Source organism: Rhodococcus sp. GA1 (genome assembly GCF_024321955.1).
GTDB lineage: Bacteria > Actinomycetota > Actinomycetes > Mycobacteriales > Mycobacteriaceae > Rhodococcus > Rhodococcus pyridinivorans.
Genome location: NZ_CP097186.1, coordinates 3,580,227 through 3,598,542 on the forward strand (window position 1 = coordinate 3,580,227; position 18,316 = coordinate 3,598,542).

18 protein-coding genes and 1 pseudogene are annotated in these 18,316 nt (G+C 67.9%); 8 read left to right on the forward strand and 11 right to left on the reverse strand.

What is annotated here, in order from left to right; translation table 11 throughout:
• Positions 1-57: 57 nt before the first annotated feature.
• Positions 58-624, forward strand: a complete 567-nt coding sequence (locus M3330_RS16865) for a response regulator transcription factor (protein WP_229579808.1) — start codon at positions 58-60, stop codon at positions 622-624.
• Positions 625-637: 13 nt separating this feature from the next.
• Here the strand turns inward: M3330_RS16865 and M3330_RS16870 are convergent, their stop codons facing one another.
• Both M3330_RS16870 and M3330_RS16875 read right to left on the reverse strand, forming a co-directional pair.
• Positions 638-1,297, reverse strand: coding sequence for a hemerythrin domain-containing protein (locus M3330_RS16870; protein WP_255025602.1), 660 nt, complete (start codon positions 1,295-1,297; stop codon positions 638-640).
• Positions 1,298-1,445: 148 nt separating this feature from the next.
• Complete coding sequence (locus M3330_RS16875) at positions 1,446-2,171, reverse strand: TetR/AcrR family transcriptional regulator (RefSeq protein ID WP_230809933.1); 726 nt, start codon at positions 2,169-2,171, stop codon at positions 1,446-1,448.
• Between the two features lie 46 nt (positions 2,172-2,217).
• Here M3330_RS16875 and M3330_RS16880 point away from each other — a divergent pair, with 46 nt between their 5' ends.
• From M3330_RS16880 to lpdA, 3 genes are all read left to right on the forward strand, one after another.
• Positions 2,218-3,231 (forward strand): ABC transporter ATP-binding protein, encoded by a 1,014-nt coding sequence (locus M3330_RS16880; RefSeq protein WP_219129364.1) that lies wholly within the window; start codon positions 2,218-2,220, stop codon positions 3,229-3,231.
• The gene (locus tag M3330_RS16885) at positions 3,228-4,049 is read left to right on the forward strand and encodes an ABC transporter permease (RefSeq protein ID WP_219129363.1); all 822 of its coding nucleotides are present in this window, start codon (positions 3,228-3,230) and stop codon (positions 4,047-4,049) included. The genes M3330_RS16880 and M3330_RS16885 overlap by 4 nt, the downstream gene beginning before the upstream one ends.
• Positions 4,050-4,112: 63 nt before the next feature.
• Positions 4,113-5,516, forward strand: coding sequence for a dihydrolipoyl dehydrogenase (gene lpdA / locus M3330_RS16890; RefSeq protein ID WP_006553599.1), 1,404 nt, complete (start codon positions 4,113-4,115; stop codon positions 5,514-5,516).
• A gap of 74 nt (positions 5,517-5,590) precedes the next feature.
• On the opposite strand, the gene M3330_RS16895 is transcribed toward lpdA, so the two are convergent.
• Complete coding sequence (locus tag M3330_RS16895) at positions 5,591-6,268, reverse strand: metalloregulator ArsR/SmtB family transcription factor (RefSeq protein WP_248846324.1); 678 nt, start codon at positions 6,266-6,268, stop codon at positions 5,591-5,593.
• 179 nt (positions 6,269-6,447) lie between these two features.
• Between M3330_RS16895 and M3330_RS16900 the strand changes: the two genes are divergently transcribed.
• The 4 genes and pseudogenes from M3330_RS16900 to M3330_RS16915 all read left to right on the forward strand — a co-directional run bounded on the left by M3330_RS16900 (position 6,448) and on the right by M3330_RS16915 (position 10,222).
• A complete protein-coding gene (locus tag M3330_RS16900; RefSeq protein WP_064062060.1) occupies positions 6,448-7,260 on the forward strand; it encodes a methyltransferase domain-containing protein in 813 nt (270 codons plus the stop codon).
• Positions 7,260-7,592, forward strand: coding sequence for a cupin (locus tag M3330_RS16905; protein ID WP_255025608.1), 333 nt, complete (start codon positions 7,260-7,262; stop codon positions 7,590-7,592). Before M3330_RS16900 ends, M3330_RS16905 begins: the two co-directional genes overlap by 1 nt.
• A gap of 68 nt (positions 7,593-7,660) precedes the next feature.
• A pseudogene (locus M3330_RS16910) lies at positions 7,661-8,757 on the forward strand (ferredoxin reductase).
• Between the two features lie 28 nt (positions 8,758-8,785).
• A complete protein-coding gene (locus M3330_RS16915; RefSeq protein ID WP_255025609.1) occupies positions 8,786-10,222 on the forward strand; it encodes an acyl-CoA desaturase in 1,437 nt (478 codons plus the stop codon).
• Positions 10,223-10,296: 74 nt separating this feature from the next.
• Here the strand turns inward: M3330_RS16915 and atzF are convergent, their stop codons facing one another.
• The 8 genes from atzF to urtA all read right to left on the reverse strand — a co-directional run bounded on the left by atzF (position 10,297) and on the right by urtA (position 18,194).
• Entirely contained in the window at positions 10,297-12,021 is a 1,725-nt protein-coding gene (atzF, locus tag M3330_RS16920) for an allophanate hydrolase (protein WP_050993574.1), read from the reverse strand.
• Between the two features lie 109 nt (positions 12,022-12,130).
• Positions 12,131-12,661: a carboxymuconolactone decarboxylase family protein gene (locus M3330_RS16925; RefSeq protein ID WP_024101778.1), complete on the reverse strand. Its 531-nt coding sequence runs from the start codon at positions 12,659-12,661 to the stop codon at positions 12,131-12,133.
• Positions 12,662-12,715: 54 nt separating this feature from the next.
• Positions 12,716-13,402 carry a GntR family transcriptional regulator gene (locus tag M3330_RS16930; protein WP_006553590.1) on the reverse strand — a complete coding sequence of 229 codons (687 nt, stop codon included), beginning with the start codon at positions 13,400-13,402 and terminating at the stop codon, positions 12,716-12,718.
• The gene (gene urtE / locus M3330_RS16935; RefSeq protein WP_024101776.1) at positions 13,402-14,094 is read right to left on the reverse strand and encodes an urea ABC transporter ATP-binding subunit UrtE; all 693 of its coding nucleotides are present in this window, start codon (positions 14,092-14,094) and stop codon (positions 13,402-13,404) included. The genes M3330_RS16930 and urtE overlap by 1 nt, the downstream gene beginning before the upstream one ends.
• The gene (urtD, locus tag M3330_RS16940) at positions 14,094-14,876 is read right to left on the reverse strand and encodes an urea ABC transporter ATP-binding protein UrtD (RefSeq protein WP_024101775.1); all 783 of its coding nucleotides are present in this window, start codon (positions 14,874-14,876) and stop codon (positions 14,094-14,096) included. Before urtD ends, urtE begins: the two co-directional genes overlap by 1 nt.
• Positions 14,873-16,009, reverse strand: a complete 1,137-nt coding sequence (urtC, locus tag M3330_RS16945; RefSeq protein ID WP_024101774.1) for an urea ABC transporter permease subunit UrtC — start codon at positions 16,007-16,009, stop codon at positions 14,873-14,875. Before urtC ends, urtD begins: the two co-directional genes overlap by 4 nt.
• The gene (gene urtB / locus M3330_RS16950) at positions 16,009-16,893 is read right to left on the reverse strand and encodes an urea ABC transporter permease subunit UrtB (RefSeq protein ID WP_006553586.1); all 885 of its coding nucleotides are present in this window, start codon (positions 16,891-16,893) and stop codon (positions 16,009-16,011) included. The genes urtC and urtB overlap by 1 nt, the downstream gene beginning before the upstream one ends.
• A gap of 26 nt (positions 16,894-16,919) precedes the next feature.
• The gene (gene urtA / locus M3330_RS16955) at positions 16,920-18,194 is read right to left on the reverse strand and encodes an urea ABC transporter substrate-binding protein (RefSeq protein ID WP_024101773.1); all 1,275 of its coding nucleotides are present in this window, start codon (positions 18,192-18,194) and stop codon (positions 16,920-16,922) included.
• Positions 18,195-18,316: the final 122 nt, after the last annotated feature.

Genomic DNA, 18,316 nt, shown 5'->3' on the forward strand with positions numbered 1-18,316 from the left:
GAGATCACCGTGCTGATCGTCGACGACCACCCCGTCGTGCGGGACGGCCTGCGCGGAATGTTCGCCGCATCCCCGGAATTCGACGTGGTCGGAGAGGCTGCCTCCGGTCCGGAGGCCGTGACCCTCACGCTCGAACTCGACCCCGACGTGGTGCTCATGGACCTGCGGATGCCGGGAGGCGGGGGAGTGCAGGCGATCACCGAACTCGTCGCGCGAGGTGCGCGCAGTCGCGTCCTGGTGCTGACGACCTACGACACGGACGCCGACACCGTGCCTGCGATCGAGGCCGGCGCGACCGGCTACCTGCTCAAGGACGCTCTGAGGGACGACCTGTTCGCCGGGGTGCGGGCCGCGGCGGAGGGACGGACCGTCTTGTCGCCGGTGGTCGCGTCGCGGTTGATGAACCACATGCGGACACCCACCGCCCCGCAGGCGCTCAGCGCCCGGGAGCGTGAGGTGCTGGCGCTCGTCGCGAAGGGCACCTCGAACCGGGCCATCGCCCAGGAGCTGTTCATCAGCGAGGCGACCGTGAAGACCCACCTGACCCACGTCTTCGCGAAGCTCGAGGTGAAGGACAGGGCGGCCGCGGTCGCAGTCGCCTACGACCGCGGGATCCTGGGTTAGCCGAACAGCAGGGTCATCCGAACACCGCACGCTCGCGGCGTCGTTGCCGACGGGAGAAGACCGCGACCATCAGTCGCACCGGAAGGGGCAGTTCGCGGCGGACCCGCTCGGTCTCGTCCTCGGTCATCACGGCGAAGAAGCGGGTGAGGTCGAAGTCGGCCCGGCCACCGCGCTGGGCGTCCTTCTCGAACCGCTGCCACGCGTCGGCGGAGACGTGCCCGGTGATGAGCGGGAAGACCGTTCCCTCCTCGTCCGCGATGTGCTCGTGGAGGTGCTCACTCAGCGTGCGGAGGGTGCGTGCGAAGCCGGCCACTGCCGCGGGGTCGGGGAGCCCACGGGTGAATTCGCCGAGTTCGTCGAGGAGCGGGTCGAGTTCGTCGTGGTCGTCGGTGAGTTCGGTGAAGTCGACGTGGGGTCCGGCCGACGCGGTGATCAGCGGCCAGAGTGCGAGGTCCTCCACGTTGTGATGGTGGTAGAGACTCGCGACGAACAGTCCGACATAGTCGGCGGTCGCCGCGTAGCGGGCCCTGTCGAAGCTCGACGGATCTGCGAGCATCCGGTCCGCCAGTTCGCGGAGCCGGGTGACGTCGCGGAGGATCACGCGGTGCGCGAGCCGCATTCCGAGCAGGTCGTCGTCGGTGGTGAGGCGCGGGGTGAGGGATGCGGAAGTCATGTCGGTAGCGTGCGCGGCCGGACTTGGAACCGGCTTGGTGCCGAGCGGGCGCCGGAGATCGTCGCGCACCAAGTGGTCGCCAAGAATGTCTCCGCGCGCTCGGTCCGTGATCATCACTCCGGCTCTTGCAGGGAGCCGGCAGGCGATGTCAGCGGGTCGGCGCGATGCCGAACAGGAGCGCGTCGATGCCGGCGCGGAACGCACGGTCGTTCGCATCGGATCCGTCGTCCGCACCGCTGCGGCTGTCCGCATCTGCGACATCACCTGCGGATCCTCCGGCGGACGCGCCGGTCATCAGGGCGGTGAGATGCGGGTAGTCGCCGTGCTCGAGCATCGCGGCGATGTGCGCGGCTCCGCCGCCGGCCGCCCCTGCAGACATCCCGGCGGCCTCCTGCGCGGCGAAGTTGGTGACCCACCCCGACAGGAGGGCGACTCCGGTCATCGTCGCGGTCGGGTCGAGTCCGGCGGGGGCGAGGGCGCCGACGAGGTGGTCGAGATACCGCATCGAGTTCGGGCCGAGCGTCGATGCCGTGACCTGGCTCAGCCAGGGATGCCGGCGGTGGATTGCGCGGGACTGTTCGGCGACGTCGAGTACGTCGGCGCGCACGTCACCGGTCAGCGGAGCGAAGCGGTATTCGGCTCCGGCCCGGTCGACCATGAGGTCCACGAGATCGGTCTTGCCGGAGACGTAGCGGTAGAGCGACGCGGGGGCGGTGCCGAGGGCGTCGGCGAGCCTGCGCATGGACAGGGCGCGGATGCCGTCCTCGTCGGCGATCCGCACGCACGCGTCTGCGAGCTGGTCGAGCGTGTAGGCCGGTCGCGGGCCGGGGCGCCCGGTGTCGGACCGCAGCCAGATCGAGTCGGAGACCGTCATGCAGGACAGCATGCCTCCTCGAACGGGTTGCGAACGATGTTCGCAGATGCGTACCCTCGAACTGCGAACGGTGTTCCCGATCGATAGGTGGATCGTGATCGAGATGGCACTCGAGGCGGAAGGCCTCACCCGGGCGTTCGGCGATCGCATCGTCGTCGACGACGTCCACCTGCGCGTCCCGCCGGGGCGCGTCCATGCGCTCCTCGGTCCGAACGGATCGGGGAAGACCACCATCGTCCGGATGCTCGCCACCCTGCTGCGGCCCACGGCCGGACGTGCCCGCGTACGCGGCTTCGATGTGGTGCACGACGCGACCCGCGTGAAGCGCTGCATCGGCTTCGTCGGCCAGTACCACGCGGTGGATCTACGACTGACCGGTGTCGAGAACCTGATGATCGTCGCTCGCCTGCACGGTCTGGCCGGCCGCGCCGCCCACACCCGCACGGTCGAACTGCTCGACCGCTTCGGCCTCGCCGATGCTGCGAACCGGCAGGCGAGCACCTACTCCGGCGGCATGCGCCGGCGGCTGGATCTGCTCGCCGGGATGCTCGTGCGACCCGACGTGCTCTTCCTCGACGAACCGACCACCGGTCTCGACCCGAGCAGCCGCAACGAGATCTACGGGATGGTCGGCGAACTGGTCGCCGAGGGCACCGCGGTCCTGCTCACCACGCAGTATCTCGACGAGGCCGACCGGCTCGCCGACGACATCACCATCCTCGACGCGGGCCGGACGATCGCGACCGGCACTCCCGCCGAGATCAAGGAGGCGGTCGGCTCCGGACTCGACCTCGTCCTCCCCGGTGCCGCCCGCATCGACGAGGCCGTCGCCGTCATCGGCGCATTCGGCCTGCGCCACAACGGCATCCAGGTGCCGGTCGAGAACGGCTCGGTCCGGCTGTCCTTCACGACCGACGCCCACTCGGTGCCGCTGCTGCCCGTGCTGCGCGCCCTCGACGACGCGGGTGTCCCCGTTGACGACATCGGCCGTCGCCGCGTCGGTCTCGACGAGGCATTCCTGACCCTGACCGGACGCGAGCGAATCGAGGAGTCCGCATGACCACCATCCACGAGTCCGGCCACGGCAGTTCTGCCCTCACCGGCACCCGGACGTTGCTGCATCGCGTCCTGCTGACCTACCGGCACTCGCCGGCCCTGCTGTTCGTCACCCTCGCCGCACCGCTGGGCATGATGCTGCTCTTCGGATTCGTCTTCGCCGGCGCCCTGTCCGGTGGCGAGGGCGCCGCCTACCGCGCATACCTGATGCCGGGTGTGCTCGTCCTCGTGGCGGCCATGGGCCTCGCGACCACCGCCGCCACCGCGAACGCCGACATGCGCAGCGGACTGTCGGATCGCTTCCGGACCCTGCCCACCTCCCCGGTGGCCGCGCCCGCCGGACTCGCCTTCGCCGAGACCCTGACGTGTGCGGTCACGCTGGCGCCGATGGTCGGCATCGGATATCTCGTCGGCTGGCGGATCGAAGCGGGCGCCGGGGAGATCGCCCTCGCCGCGGTGGTGCTGCTGTTGTTCCGGTTCGCATTCTCGTGGGTAGGTGTGTGGCTCGGCGTCTCGATCCGGGACGAACAGGTCCTGCAGCAGTGCGCACCCATGATCTTCGGCACGATCACGTTCTCGAACATCTTCGTGCCCACCGACACGATGCCGGTGGTCGTCCGACAGATCGCCGAGTGGAATCCCGTCAGTGCCGTCGTAGGTGCGCTGCGCGAGCTGCTCTCGGCGTCCGCGCCGGTACCCGCGGATGCGGCGTGGCCGCTGCACCATCCGGTGTGGTCGGCGTTCGGTTGGTGCGTCGTGCTGCTCGCCGTGACGGTCCCGCTCGCCGTGCGCCGATACACGGCCGATCACCGGATCCGGTAGCTACCGGCCGGTAACCGGACCATCGGCAGACACCGGAATCGGGCGGGACTACCCTGTATATCCGTGACCTCACACTATGACGTCGTTGTCCTCGGAGCCGGTCCCGGTGGGTACGTCGCTGCTATCCGCGCGGCACAGCTGGGACTGAGCACCGCCATCATCGAGCAGAAGTACTGGGGTGGTGTCTGCCTGAACGTCGGCTGCATCCCCTCGAAGGCACTTCTCCGCAACGCCGAGCTGGCACATCTCTTCAACAAAGAGGCCAAGACCTTCGGCATCTCGGGAGACGTGTCCTTCGACTTCGGTGCCGCCTATGACCGCAGCCGCAAGGTCGCGGACGGGCGCACCAAGGGCGTGCACTTCCTCATGAAGAAGAACAAGATCACCGAATACGACGGTAAGGGCTCGTTCGTCGACGCCAAGACCATCGAGGTGACCCTCACCAAGGGCGGCACCGAACAGGTGACCTTCGACAACGTCATCATCGCCACCGGCTCCGTCACCAAGCTGCTCCCGGGCACCGAGCTCAGCGACAACGTCGTCACCTACGAGGAGCAGATCCTCACCCGCGACCTCCCCGAGTCCATCGTCATCGTCGGTGCCGGTGCCATCGGCATGGAGTTCGGCTACGTCCTGAAGAACTACGGGGTCGACGTCACCATCGTCGAGTTCCTCGACCGCGCACTGCCCAACGAGGACGCCGACGTCTCCAAGGAGATCGCCAAGGCGTACAAGAAGCTCGGCATCACCATCAAGACCGGTGCCGCGGTGCAGAAGATCTCGGACGACGGTTCGAAGGTGACCGTCGAGATCAAGGACAACAAGTCCGGCAACGTCGAGACCGTCACGGTCGACAAGGTGCTGCAGTCGGTCGGCTTCGCGCCGCGCGTCGAGGGCTACGGCCTCGAGAACACCGGCGTCGAGCTCACCGACCGCGGTGCCATCGCGATCGACGAGCGCATGCGCACCAACGTCAAGGGCATCTACGCCATCGGCGACGTCACCGCGAAGCTTCAGCTCGCGCACGTCGCGGAGGCGCAGGCCGTGGTCGCGGCCGAGACCATCGGCGGTGCCGAGACCCTCGAGCTCGGCGACTACCGCATGATGCCGCGTGCGACCTTCTGCCAGCCGCAGGTCGCCTCCTTCGGTCTCACCGAGGAGCAGGCGAAGGCCGAGGGCTACGACGTGAAGGTCGCGACCTTCCCGTTCACCGCCAACGGCAAGGCGCACGGTCTGGGCGATCCCAACGGCTTCGTCAAGCTCATCGCCGACAAGACCCACGGTGAGCTCATCGGCGGCCACCTCATCGGCCCCGACGTCTCGGAGCTGCTGCCCGAGCTGACCCTGGCCCAGAAGTGGGACCTCACGGTCAACGAGCTCGCGCGCAACGTCCACACGCACCCGACTCTGAGCGAGGCGCTGCAGGAGGCCATCCACGGTCTCGCAGGACACATGATCAACTTCTGAGGATGCGGGGCCGACCCGAGGCCCCGCGTTCACCCTTCTTCCGTGTGGGCGGATCCCCGCTCGGATGTACCGGCTCAGCCCGTGACGACTCGACCGTCGTCGCGGGCTGACGTCGTTCCGCCCTTCTCCGGGCGCAGCACCAGCTGCACGAGACAGTTACCGTCCTGCGGGTCGGGCCGGACGTCGACGGCGTAGCGGCTGCGCAGCAGGTCGGCGTGGTCGTCGAGGACACGCTGGATCAATCCGCGTTGGATGCCGCGCACCACTTCGGGATTCGTGCGGGCGATCTCCGCGAGCGGGCACGTGCACAACGTGAGGCTGTGGGTGCCGAAGGCGTTCGTCGCGCTCTGCGTCTCGAAACCCAACTGCTGCAGGGCGTCGATGACGAGCGTGCCGGCGTCGACGGTCGGCGCGGGTGCGAGGGCGAGCATGCCCGCCCAGTCCGAGCCCACCTCGAACGCCTTGTCCTCGCGCTCGGTGGGGGTGCCCCCGATCCGCGCGGCGAGCAGCGCGACGAGATCGGTGTAGGACGGTTCCTTCACCGCGACGTAGCCGAGGCGCGGGCGCCCGACCCGCTCGATCGGAAGTTGCCGGGTGCGGACGAGACCTTCCTCCCCGAGGCCCGCGAGATGGAAGCGGACGGTCGTGACGTGCAGGTCGAGCGTGGCGGCGAGATGATGGGCGTCGACCGGGCCCGAGGACTCCCGCAACAGGCCGAGAATCCGCTCGCGTTGCTTCACCCGCCGTGCCAAGTCCGCTCTCCCGTCGCGCCCGCGGTGACTCTCAGGTGAGGGTCACCTTATTAAAAGGAGGAAAATCCTCTATAGTCGGCGCCATGGAGGCGACAACCGACGCACCGTCCACGTTACGACCGGTCCGGAGAGCCTCGGAACCGTAGCCACCCTTGCCCTCGCGAGAAGGAGTGCAGAACATGGCGGACAAGCGCGCATCGGAAGACGCTCTCCCCCTTGCGGGTAGGGACACCGCCCACCTGCCGGGACACTGGCTGCTCGCCCGCCTGGGCAAGCGTGTGCTGCGGCCCGGCGGTAAGGAACTGACGGCACGCGTGCTCGCCGACGCGAGGTTGCGTGGCGCGGACGTCGTCGAGTTCGCGCCCGGCCTCGGCCGGACGGCGCAGGAGATCCTCGCGTACTCGCCCGGCAGCTATACCGGAGTCGAATCCGACGAGACGGCAGCCGAACTGACGCGCAAGGCCATCGCCGGCGGAGGCAGTGTGGTCAGCGGCGAGGCGTCGAAGACCGGACTCGACGACGAGGTCGCCGACGTCGTGGTCGGCGAGGCGATGCTGACCATGCAGACCGACAGGCACAAGGCGGAGATCGTGCAGGAGGCCCGCCGGGTGCTCCGTGTGGGCGGCCGGTACGCCATCCACGAACTCGCGATCGAACCCGACGAGGTCGATGACGAGGTCAAGACCGAGATCCGCACGTCGCTCGCGCGCTCGATCAAGGTCAACGCCCGCCCGCTCACCGCGGCGGAATGGCGGACCCTGTTCGAGGAGAACGGATTCGAGGTCGAGAAGATCGGCTTCGCTCCCATGGCGCTGCTCGAACCCAAGCGCATCCTCGCCGACGAGGGCCTGCCCGGCACCCTGAAATTCGTTCGCAACGTCCTTCGCGACTCCGACGCCCGCAGCCGGGTGCTCCAGATGCGGTCGACGTTCACAAAGTACAAGAAGCATCTGGTCGCGATCGAGATCGTCGCCACGAAGAAGGAAGCGTGATGAGTACACAGCAGGTCGAGGGCAAGCTCACCCGTATCGAGGGGCTCGCGGAGCTCAACGCGGGCGAGGGGAGCGGGCCACGCATCGAGAAGCTCGCGACGGTCACCGGTGCCACCGTGGTACGTCTGTCCTTCGTCGCCGGGCAGACGATGGACGACCACAAGGCCGGCGCTCCGATCCTCGTGCAGGCCGTCACCGGCGACATCTCGTTCAGCACCGCCGACGAGACCGTGTCGCTCGTACCGGGTACCGCCGTCCACGTCGACGCCGGCATCGTGCACCGCCTCGTCGCGAACGCCGATTCCGTGGTGCAGCTGACGATCCTGCGCTGAGCTGTCACCGATCCCACATCGGCGACGAATGTGCACGTGAGGTGTGCGCGCCCGCGTAGTGTTGCGCCATGGCGGAACGCGGCGCTCGCCCACACGTGCACCCGGTTCGGAGATGGTTGCTGCAAACGGTGCGGCACCTGTTCACACCTCTGCGGCCCGACGACTATCTCGAGATGATCAACCCGCTCTGGACGACCCGCGAACTGCGCGGCCGTGTGGAGCGGGTCGTCCCCGAGGGCGGCGACGCCGCATCGGTGCTCATCCGCCCGGCCTACGAGTGGCGCGGTCACGAGCCGGGCCAGTACGTGCGGCTCGGGGTGGTCATCGACGGGGTCTACCACTGGCGCGCGTACTCGCTCACCTCCGACCCCGATCCGGTCGACGGGCTCATCAGCGTCACACCCAAACTCGTCGAGAACGGCGTGGTCTCGCCGTACCTGGTCCGCAAACTCGAGCCCGGCGACATCGTCCGCCTCGGTGAGGTCGAGGGCGTGTTCACCCTGCCCGACCCGCTGCCCGCGAAGATGCTGTTCATCAGCGCGGGCAGCGGGATCACCCCGAGCATGAGCATGCTGCGCAGCCTCGACCACCGCGACCGCATCGACGACGTCGTCGTCGTGCATTCCGCCCACACCGAGGACGAGGTGATCTTCGGCTCGACCCTGCGCGACCTCGACGAGCGGCATCCCGGAATGCGTCTCGAGCTGTGGCTCAGCGGCGACCGCGGCCGCATCACTCCCGACGACCTCGGCGATCTGTGCCCCGACTGGCGCGAACGCGACGCTTTCTGCTCGGGCCCGCGCGACCTGCTCGACGCCCTCGAAGAACACTGGGACGAACACGGTGATCCCGAAAGATTCCACCTCGAACGTTTCCAGCCGATCATCGGTGGGATGCCGGGAGCGGCGAGGGCGGCACCATCCACTTCCTCGACAGCGAGAAAGAGGTGGAGTGCGACGGGGGAACACCCATCCTGGTCGCAGGCGAGAACGCCGGCCTGAAGTTGCCATACGGCTGCCGTATCGGCATCTGCCACACGTGCGTCGGAACGCTGAAATCCGGGCAACTCCGGGACCTGCGGACCGACGAGGTGAGCGAGCCCACCGGGGCTGCGGTGCGTACCTGCATCCACACCGCGGAGGGTGGCATCGAAATAGAACTGTGAAGCAACCGGCTTCGAAGCAGGGGGCGTCGTGCCGAGAAGCATCGACAGGGCCGACACCGGGACGCGGGAACCACAGAGTCCGCTCGCGCATCTGAGCGACGACGATCTCGAACAGATCGCCAAGGAGTTCGACGCCATCCACGACGAGGTGTACTCGAGTCTCGGCGACAAGGACCGGCAGTACATCAAGAACGTCATCGCCGCGCAACGGCAGTTGGTCGTCGCGGGGCGGTTACTGCTCTTCGCGTCGTCGTACAAGCCCGCCTGGGTGGCCGGGACAGCCTGTCTCGGAGTGGCGAAGATCCTCGAGAACATGGAGATCGGCCACAACGTCATGCACGGCCAGTGGGACTGGATGAACGATCCGGACATCCACTCGTCGGTGTGGGACTGGGACACCGCCTCCACCGCGGAGGCGTGGAAGCACTCGCACAACTACATCCACCACACGTTCACGAACATCCGCGGCCTCGACAAGGATCTCGGCTACGAGATCATGCGGATCGACCCGCACCAGAAGTGGCACCCCGTCTACCTGGCGCAACCTCTCTACAACGCGCTGCTCACCGTGCTCTTCGAATGGGGTGTGGCGCTGCACGACCTCGACCTCGAGGCGTTGTGGGCCGGCGAGAAGTCGACCGGTCAGGTGATCGAGGAGCTGAAGGGCATCTTCGGCAAGGCCCGCGCGCAGTTCGTCAAGGACTACGTCGGCTGGCCGCTGGTGAGCGCCGCGCTGTTCGGTCTCGCGCAGGTCGCGCTGCAGGGCCGGTTGCCCCAGCCGAAGACCTCGCGTCTGGGCCGGCGACTGCGGTCGATGAGCAAGGGACCGATGGGCAAGGGCCGGTCCGGAAAGTTTCGTACCGCAGCCCATCTCGCCGACCGGTATCTGCCCGGTGTCGAGAAGACCTTCCTCGCGACGGTTCTCGCCGACATCACGGCCAACATCATCCGCAACGTGTGGGCGCACGCGATCATCTTCTGCGGGCACTTCCCGGACCAGACCTATACCTTCTCGAAGAAGGAGGTCGAGAACGAGTCGCGTGGAGGGTGGTACGTGCGGCAACTCGTCGGCGCCGCGAACATCGAAGGCACCCCGCTGTTCCACATCCTCAGCGGCAATCTCGGCTACGAGGTGGAGCATCACCTGTTCCCCGACATGCCGAGCACCCGTTACGCGGAGGTCGCGCCGAAGGTCAAGGACATCTGCGAGCGTTACGAACTGCCCTACAACTCGGGGCGATTGGGCAAGCAGTGGTTCATGGTGCACCGCACCATCGCCCGGCTCGCCTTCCCGGGCGGCAAGCCCCGTCCGAAGCCCGGACCGTATCGTCGTTCGCAGGACCCCACCGGCGGTCCCGTTCCCAGCGAGGCCGCACGGTTCCGCGACCGTCTGCCCGCCGACCATCCCGACGCCGGACCAGAACACGAGGGCGGCGGCGTGAAGGTCGATCCGCCACCCCGCTGATCACGTCGTCCGGTGTGCAGTTGTCGTCGACGATGCGCGAATTCGCCGATGAGAACTGCACTCCGGAGCCGGGGTCAGGACGCCCGGTATGCCTTCCAGCCGCCGAACTCGGTGATGTCCACCGCGTCGGCGGCTGCGTCCTGCGTGCAGCCGAAGCCGACGACCCACCGTCCGTCCGCCAGTTCGACACTCGTCAACGTCATCGGGGCGGGCAGCGCGGCGAGGAACCGACCCAGTCCGGCCTCCGACAACCGGAACAGTTCACCGACGATGGCGGCGCCCTCGCCCGGTGCGTGACGCACCAGGCCCGGCTTCGGCGGCGTCGTGTTCAACGCGGCGAGGCGGTACGCGTCGGAGGTGTACACCTCCTCGACGAAGCGCGCCCCGAGTTCCTCGAGCTGGAAGTGCAGCGGCTGACCGCGCAGGTGCGCTCCGAAGACCGCGAGTTCGACGCCGGACTCGACCACACGCGGTGCGTCCACACCGTTCAGCGCGGCCGCGACGTCCACGGCCACCTGGTCGCCGAAGGCCGGGACCACGACCATGACCCCGAACGGCTCACCGGCCGGTGTCGGCGCACCGGGCACCGCCACCGCCGTCATGTCCAGCAGGTTGCAGAAGTTGGTGTAGGTGCCCATCCGACGATTGATGGCGATCGGATCGGCCTGCACCGCGGCGATCGTCGGGTGTTCCGTCGTCGTCGGGAGCAGCAACCCGTCGAACCCGGCGAGCAGTTCACGCGCGAACGCCTTCACGTGGATGAGGGTGTCGAGATCCTCGACGAGTTCGTAGGCGGCAGGCTTCTTCGCGCCGGCGACGATCGCGGCGACCGTGGGATCGGCACCCTCCGGTGCCGTCGACAGGAACTCGCCGACGGCCGCGTAGCGCTGGGCCACCACGGCACCGTCGTAGAGAAGCAGGGCAGCATCGAGCAGCGGTGAGATGACCACCTCCGCGATCTCGATGCCGGATTCGCGTGCCGCGGTCACCGTGCGGGCGAAGGCGTCGCGGTACTCCTCACACAACGCTTCGAGATCCTCGGCGCGCGGCACCGCGACGCGCAGAGTGTTCGGCGCGGCGAGTCGTACATCCGCGGGCCAGGTCCTGCTGCGCGGGTCGCGGGGTTCGGGTCCGGCCATGATCCGGACCGCGGTCGCCGCCAGGTCGAGCGACGTCGCGAAGACCGTGAGGCAGTCGTAGTCGACGCAGGCCGGGACCACGCCGTGCGCCGGGATGACGCCGAGAGTGGCCTTGATGCCGACGATTCCGTGCAGCGCGGCGGGTACCCGTCCCGAACCGGCCGTGTCGGTGCCCAGCCCGATGTCGGCGATGCCGAGCGCCACCGCGGCCGCCGAACCGGAACTCGAACCGCCCGAGACCTTCTCGGGATCCCACGCGCACCGCACCGCCCCGTACGGGCTGCGGGTGCCGACGAGACCGGTGGCGAACTGGTCGAGGTTGGTCTTACCCAGCACGACGGCGCCGGCGGCGACCAGACGCTCGACACCCGAAGCGGTTTCCTCCGGGACGTACGCGAACTCGGGACATGCCGCAGTGGTCGGGATTCCCGCGACGTCCACGTTGTCCTTGACCGCCACGACCAGACCGGCGAAGGGAAGGGACTCACCGGCGGCGACCCGTGCGTCCACTTCGGCGGCGTCGGCGAGAAGATCGTCGGCGCTGCGCAGCGTGATCCACACCTCGGGTCGATCCACCTCGTCGATGCGGCCCAGTGCGGCACGAACGCGATCGGTGGCGGACACCCTCACCGGGGAGACGGGCGCCGCAGCTGTATACATCTTTGTGGACATGGCTGTATACGCTATGGACCAGCAATGACGCTGCTGTGACGTTGTGTAACAGCCTTGTTAGGATCGCGCCGAACCGATGCCCGCCGGTGCGGACGGATCAGAAGTCGCGTTCGATCCGCAGCACACCGATGGTTGTGGCAAGGGCGTCGTACTGCGTGACCAGCAGACAGAACTCGATGAGCCTGCGGTCGTCGTAGAACTGCGCGAGCGACGCCCACGTCTCGTCGGACAGATTTTTCGTCGCCACGAGTTCGTCGACGGCGGCGAGAAGAGCGCAGTGCCTTGCCTGCCAGCCGGGAGCGTCGGGTCCGGCGACGATACGCTCGCGCACCTCGTCGGTGATGCCGGCACGGCGACCCAGGCGGGTGTGGTGGTCGAATTCGTAACCGCACTCGCGCAGATGCGCGACGCGCAGGATGACCATCTCCGATTCGAACCGGCCGAGACGGCCGAACGGCATGAGCATGCCGGCGTAGTGCAACCACCCGCGGAACAGCCGTCCGGTGCGGCCGAGGGTGCTGAACAGGTGGGCGTCCGAAGTGCCGCCGGCGGCGGACAGGGCCTTCCATGTCACCCAGTTGATCGGGCCGAGTTCCTTGAAACGTCCGGGCGGGATGCGGGGTGTCATGAGCGCCAGTGTGCCGCACCGGACCCGTCCGGTCACGTGACACGACCGGAAGTGTCAGTCTCGGACGGCCCGGGCCATCCGCGCGAAGGCGCGTGCCTCCTCGGCCCGGCGCACGACCACCGATCGCGAGGTGTCGATGTGGGCGAGCAGCAGGTCGTGGGCGTCGTCGAGCTTGTCGGCGAGAACCAGCTCGGCGACCTCGATGTGCTCGTCGACGGTCGCGACGATGCGGTCGGGGGTCAGATAGTCGAACATCCGCACCGGGCGCACCTTGGCGTTCACCGAGGCCAGCGCGTCGCACAGGGCACGGTTGCCGGAGGCGGCGAGCAACGTCATGTGGAAGCGCTCGTCGAGCGTGACGAAGCCGGCGTCGGGCTCGGGCGGATCCTCGCGGATCTCATACCAGCGGTCGAGCTCGGGACCGAGGACGTCGGGATCGTGCCGCACCGACTCGCCGTCGAGTGCGCGGCGAATCCCGCGCAGCTCCAGGGTGGTCCGCAGTTCGTACAGGTCCGCGAGGTCGTCGAAGCGCGGACGGTAGGGGTACAGCCCCTGGTCGCGGCGTTCGACGAGCCCGTCGGAGACCAGTCGGGCGAGGGCCTCGCGTACCGGCGTGCGCGACACCTCGTACTGCTCGGCGAGGCGTTCTTCACTGAGTCGTTCGTCGGGGGAGGGGGTCCCGGACATCAGACGATCGCGCAGGGCCTTGTAGACCCTCTCGCGCCGTGTGTCGGCGGCCATCAGATTGCCATCGCCGCACGGACGGTGGAGGCGGCGTCGACACCACCGTCACCCGTCGAGGTGATGCGCCCGGATTCGAGGACGTAGTAGTGCAGGGCGTTGTCGAGGGCGAAACCGATGTGCTGTTCGACGAGCAGCACCCCGAGGTCGCCGCTGCGGCCGAGTTCGACGATGGTGTTCTCGATCTCGGCGACCACCGACGGCTGGATGCCTTCGGTGGGCTCGTCGAGGATGAGCATGCGCGGCTCGGTGATCAGCGCGCGGGCGATGGCGAGTTGCTGGCGCTGACCGCCGGAGAGCAGGCCGGCGCGGCGGTCGAGTAGCGGGACGAGGGCGGGGAACAGGTCGAGCATGTCGGTGACCAACTGACGGCCGTTGCGGCGCGTGTCGGCGACGACCTGCAGGTTTTCCCGGCAGGTGAGCTGACCGAAGGACTGTTGCCCCTGGGGGACGTAGGCCAGGCCGCGGGCGACGCGGGCAGATGGTCGCAGCGAGGTGATGTCGTCACCGTCGAAGAGGATCTTTCCCTTGGTGACGGGCAGCAGGCCGACGGCGGCGCGCAGCAGTGTGGTCTTGCCGGCACCGTTGTGGCCCATGACCGCGACGGTCTTGCCGGTCGGCACGGTCAGGGAGATGCCGTGCAGGATCTCGGTGCGACCGTAACCGGCGCGGACGTCGACGAGTTCGAGCATCATGCCTCCTGAGCAGCGGTGGCGGTCCCGAGGTAGACCTGCTGGACCTGCGGGTCGTTCTGGACCTGGTCGACGGTGCCGTCGGCGATGACCTTGCCGCGGGCGAGGACGGTGACGGAGGTGGCGAAGGCGCGCATGAAGTCCATGTCGTGCTCGACGACGACCACCGTGCGCTGCGCGCCGATGCGGCGCAGCAGCTGCCCGGTCTCCTCGCGTTCGTCGCCGCTCATTCCGGCGACGGGTTCGTCGAGGAGCAGCACGTCGGCGTTCTGCACGAGCAGCATGCCGATCTCGAGCCATTGCTTCTGCCCGTGGGCGAGGATGCCCGCGGGGGTGTCGCGGTGGGCGGTCAGGCCGATCGTCTCGAGTGTTTCCTCGATCTCGGGCAGAACGTTGTTGCGGCGGCGCAGCAACTGCCACGGGGAGCGGCTCGCGCCGGCGGCGATGTCGAGGTTCTGCAGAACGGACAGTTCCTCGAAGACCGAGGCGGTCTGGAAGGTGCGGCCGACACCGAGGCGTGCGATCTTGTGGGTCTTCTTGCCGAGCAGTTCGACGCCGGATTTGGTGATCGAGCCGGTCGCTGGGACCAGGCCGGTGACGGCGTCGACGAGGGTGGTCTTGCCGGCGCCGTTGGGGCCGATGAGGAACCGCAGGTCGCCTTGGAGGAGGGTGAGGTCGACGCCGTCGACGGCGGTGAAGCCGTCGAAGGTGACACGCAGGTCGCGGATCTCGAGGTAGTCGCTGCTCATTCCGGCGTTGCCGCCGTAGACGGGTTTGCTCATCGCACGGGCTCCATCTCGGGAAGGTCGGCGGGCTCGGGTTCGGTCGGGGGTGTGGGTTCGGTCGGGGTGGTGCGGCGGCGCCGGCGGAGCAGGGTGATGACTCCGGCGAGGCCGGCGGGGAAGAAGCCGACGACGACGATGAACAGCAGGCCCTGCGCGTAGGTCCAGGCCGAGGGGAAGTTCTCCGACAGGGTGGTCTGTGCCCACGCCACGCCCACCGCGCCGAGGACCGGGCCGAGCAGGGTGGTGCGTCCGCCGATGGCGACACCGATGAGGAACGCAATCGACGGGACGATGCCGACGTCGGCGGGGGAGATGATGCCGACGATGGGCACGAACATCGCCCCGGCGATGCCGGCGAAGAAGGCCGCGACGGTGTAGGCGGCCACCTTGATCAGGGCGGGGTCGTAGCCCAGGAAGCGGACCCGCTCCTCCTGGTCGCGCACGGCGACGAGCAGTTCGCCGTAGCGGGACTGCATGAGCTGGCGGGTCGCGGCGACGACGAGCAGCAGGATCGCGGCGACGATGAAGAACAGCATCCGCTTGTTGACCGGATCGGACAGGTCGTAGCCGAAGAAGGTGCGGAAACGGTTGAGGCCGTTGGATCCTCCGGTGGACTGCTGGCCGATGAGCAGGATCGCGAAGGCGGCGGCCAGTGCCTGGGAGAGGATGGCGAAGTAGGCGCCCTTGACGCGGCGGGCGAACACACCGAAGCCGAGCAGGGCGGCGAGCAGGGCCGGCACGATCAGGATCGCCAGCAGCGTGACGGCGGGGGAGGCGAACGGGGTCCAGTAGGCGGGTAGTTCCCGGATGCCCGCGATCTGCATGAAGTCCGGGACGGTGTCGCCGCGGAGCTGCGCGTCGGAGATCTTCAAGTGCATGGCCATGATGTAGGCGCCGAGGCCGAAGAAGACACCCTGGCCGAGGGTGAGCATGCCACCGCGACCCCAGGCCAGGCCGATGCCGACGGCGACGATCGCGAAGCACAGGAACTTGCCGAGCAGGCCGAGCCGGAAATCGGAGAGGACGGCGGGGGCGAGACCGAACAGGACGATCGCGGCGATCGCGAATCCGCCTGCTGTGCGTACGGGTCCGGGTCGGGTGAAGGTGCGGGTCGAGAAGGTCGCGGACATCAGACCAGGCTCCTCGTCTTGACGGCGAACAGGCCCTGCGGACGGACCTGCAGGAAGATCACGATGAGCACGAACACGATGACCTTCGCGATCGACGCGGTCGTGGAGTACTCGATGAACGAATTGAGCAGGCCCAGTGCGACGGCCGCGAGCACGGCGCCCTCGATGCGGCCGAGACCGCCGATGACGACCACGAGGAAGGCGTCGATGAGGTACGACTGGCCGATGGTCGGGCTGGTCGAGCCGATGAGTGTCAGGGCCACACCGGCGAGGCCGGCCAGGCCCGAGCCGAGGAAGAAGGTCGTGATGTCGGTGCGGCGCGACGAGATGCCCACCGTCTCGGCGAGATCGCGGTTCTGCACCACGGCCCGGATCCGTCGTCCCATCGGGGTGTACTTCATCGACGCGATCAGGGCGACCACGCAGACCACGGCGAGGGCGAGGATGAACAGGCGGGTCTTCGGGACCACCGCCCCGAAGATCTCCACACCACCGGAGAGCCAGGACGGTGCGACGACGTTGACGGCGGGGGCGCCGAAGATGTCGCGGGCGGCCTGCTGCAGCAGCAGGCCCACACCGAAGGTCACCAGCAGGGTGTCGAGCGGGCGGTGGTACATGCGGCGGATGAGGGTGACCTCGAGGATCACACCCATCACGCCGCCCACCAGGAAGCCGACGAGCAGGGAGACGAACAGGGACATCCCGGCCGAGGAGATCACCTGCTGCACGACGAAGGCGGTGTAGCTGCCGGCCATGATGAATTCGCCGTGGGCCATGTTGATCACGCCCATCTGGCCGAACGTCAACGACAGCCCCAGTGCTGCCAGCAACAGGATCGATCCGATACTCAATCCTGTGAAGAGCTGTCCTACAAGGACATCCATGTCGTCTCCCTCTTCGGCTTCCGTGCTCAGTTACCGGACAGGCCCGACGCCCAGTCGTAGGACTCGAGGTACGGGTCGGGCTCGATGGCGCCGTCGGACTCCCAGACGGTGTAGATCAGGCCGTCGCCGCGGATCTCACCGACGCGAGCGGTCTTGGTGATGTGGTGGTTGTCGCCATCGATCGTGACGGTGCCCTCGGGGGCGTCGAAGGTCACGCCGTCGGCGGCTTCGACGACGTCGTCGACCTCGAAGGACTCGGCCTTCTCGACGGTGTTCTTCCACAGGTAGACCGAGGTGTAAGCGGCCTCCATGGGATCGGAGGTCGGCTTGTTCGCGCCGTACTTCGCCTTGTACGCCTCGACGAACGAGGTGTTCTCGGGGGAGTCGACGGTCTGGTAGTAGTTCCACGCGGTGAGCTGGCCCTCGATGTTCTGCGCGCCGATGCCGCCCACCTCCTCCTCGGCGATGGACACCGACACGACCGGCATGTCCTTCGCGTTGAGGCCGGCGTTGGTGTACTCGCGGAAGAACGCGACGTTGGAGTCGCCGTTGAGTGTGTTGAACACCGCGTCGGCGTCGGCGGTGCGCACCTTGTTGACGATGGTGGAGAAGTCGGTGGAGCCGAGCGGGGTGTAGTCCTCACCCTTGATCTCGATGTCGTTGGCCTCGGCGTACGCCTTGATGATGCGGTTGGCGGTCTGCGGGAAGACGTAGTCGCTACCGACGAGGTAGAGCGACTTCACGCCCTGTTCCTTCAGGTAGTCCAGGGCCGGCACGATCTGCTGGTTGGTGGTCGCGCCGGTGTAGAAGATGTTCGATGACGACTCGAGGCCCTCGTACTGGACGGGGTAGTACAGCAGCGCGTTGCGGTCCTCGAAGACCGGCAGCATCGCCTTGCGACTCGACGATGTCCAGCCACCGAACACCGCTGCGACGCAGTCGGATCCGATGAGCTTTTCGGCCTTCTCCGCGAACACCGTCGGCTCGGATGCGCCGTCCTCGGAGACGATCTCGATCTGCTTGCCGAGCACACCGCCGTCGGCGTTGATCTCCTCGACGGCCAGCGCGATCGAGTCGCGGACGGTGACCTCGGAGATCGCCATCGTGCCCGACAGGGAGTTGAGCGAGCCGACCTTGACGGTGTCGCCCGAGGTGTCGACGCACGACGCAGCACCGGAGGCGGCCGTGCTGCCCTCGTCACCTGCGCGGCTTCCGCAGGCGGACAGCACGAGTCCGACTGCGACGAGTGCTGCGGGGGCCGCGATGGCGCGGGTGGCGAGCCTGGACCTGACAACAGACATGTAGAGCCCTTCCTTCGAAGGTGTGGCCTGAGGGGACCCCGGTGTATCCGGGAGGCGTATACAGCGCTGTATCCGTGAGGCCACACAGTAGAAGGGAGTTGTTGCGCGGGAATATCTTCCGG

Coding starts and splice junctions, on each gene's coding strand:
- M3330_RS16865 (WP_229579808.1), top strand. CDS start 58: ATGTTCGCCGCATCCCCGGAATTCGACGTGGTCGGAGAGGCTGCCTCC.
- M3330_RS16870 (WP_255025602.1), bottom strand. CDS start 1,297: ATGACTTCCGCATCCCTCACCCCGCGCCTCACCACCGACGACGACCTG.
- M3330_RS16875 (WP_230809933.1), bottom strand. CDS start 2,171: ATGACGGTCTCCGACTCGATCTGGCTGCGGTCCGACACCGGGCGCCCC.
- M3330_RS16880 (WP_219129364.1), top strand. CDS start 2,218: ATGCGTACCCTCGAACTGCGAACGGTGTTCCCGATCGATAGGTGGATC.
- M3330_RS16885 (WP_219129363.1), top strand. CDS start 3,228: ATGACCACCATCCACGAGTCCGGCCACGGCAGTTCTGCCCTCACCGGC.
- M3330_RS16900 (WP_064062060.1), top strand. CDS start 6,448: ATGGCGGACAAGCGCGCATCGGAAGACGCTCTCCCCCTTGCGGGTAGG.
- M3330_RS16905 (WP_255025608.1), top strand. CDS start 7,260: ATGAGTACACAGCAGGTCGAGGGCAAGCTCACCCGTATCGAGGGGCTC.
- atzF (WP_050993574.1), bottom strand. CDS start 12,021: ATGTATACAGCTGCGGCGCCCGTCTCCCCGGTGAGGGTGTCCGCCACC.
- M3330_RS16925 (WP_024101778.1), bottom strand. CDS start 12,661: ATGACACCCCGCATCCCGCCCGGACGTTTCAAGGAACTCGGCCCGATC.
- M3330_RS16930 (WP_006553590.1), bottom strand. CDS start 13,402: ATGGCCGCCGACACACGGCGCGAGAGGGTCTACAAGGCCCTGCGCGAT.
- urtE (WP_024101776.1), bottom strand. CDS start 14,094: ATGCTCGAACTCGTCGACGTCCGCGCCGGTTACGGTCGCACCGAGATC.
- urtD (WP_024101775.1), bottom strand. CDS start 14,876: ATGAGCAAACCCGTCTACGGCGGCAACGCCGGAATGAGCAGCGACTAC.
- urtC (WP_024101774.1), bottom strand. CDS start 16,009: ATGTCCGCGACCTTCTCGACCCGCACCTTCACCCGACCCGGACCCGTA.
- urtB (WP_006553586.1), bottom strand. CDS start 16,893: ATGGATGTCCTTGTAGGACAGCTCTTCACAGGATTGAGTATCGGATCG.
- urtA (WP_024101773.1), bottom strand. CDS start 18,194: ATGTCTGTTGTCAGGTCCAGGCTCGCCACCCGCGCCATCGCGGCCCCC.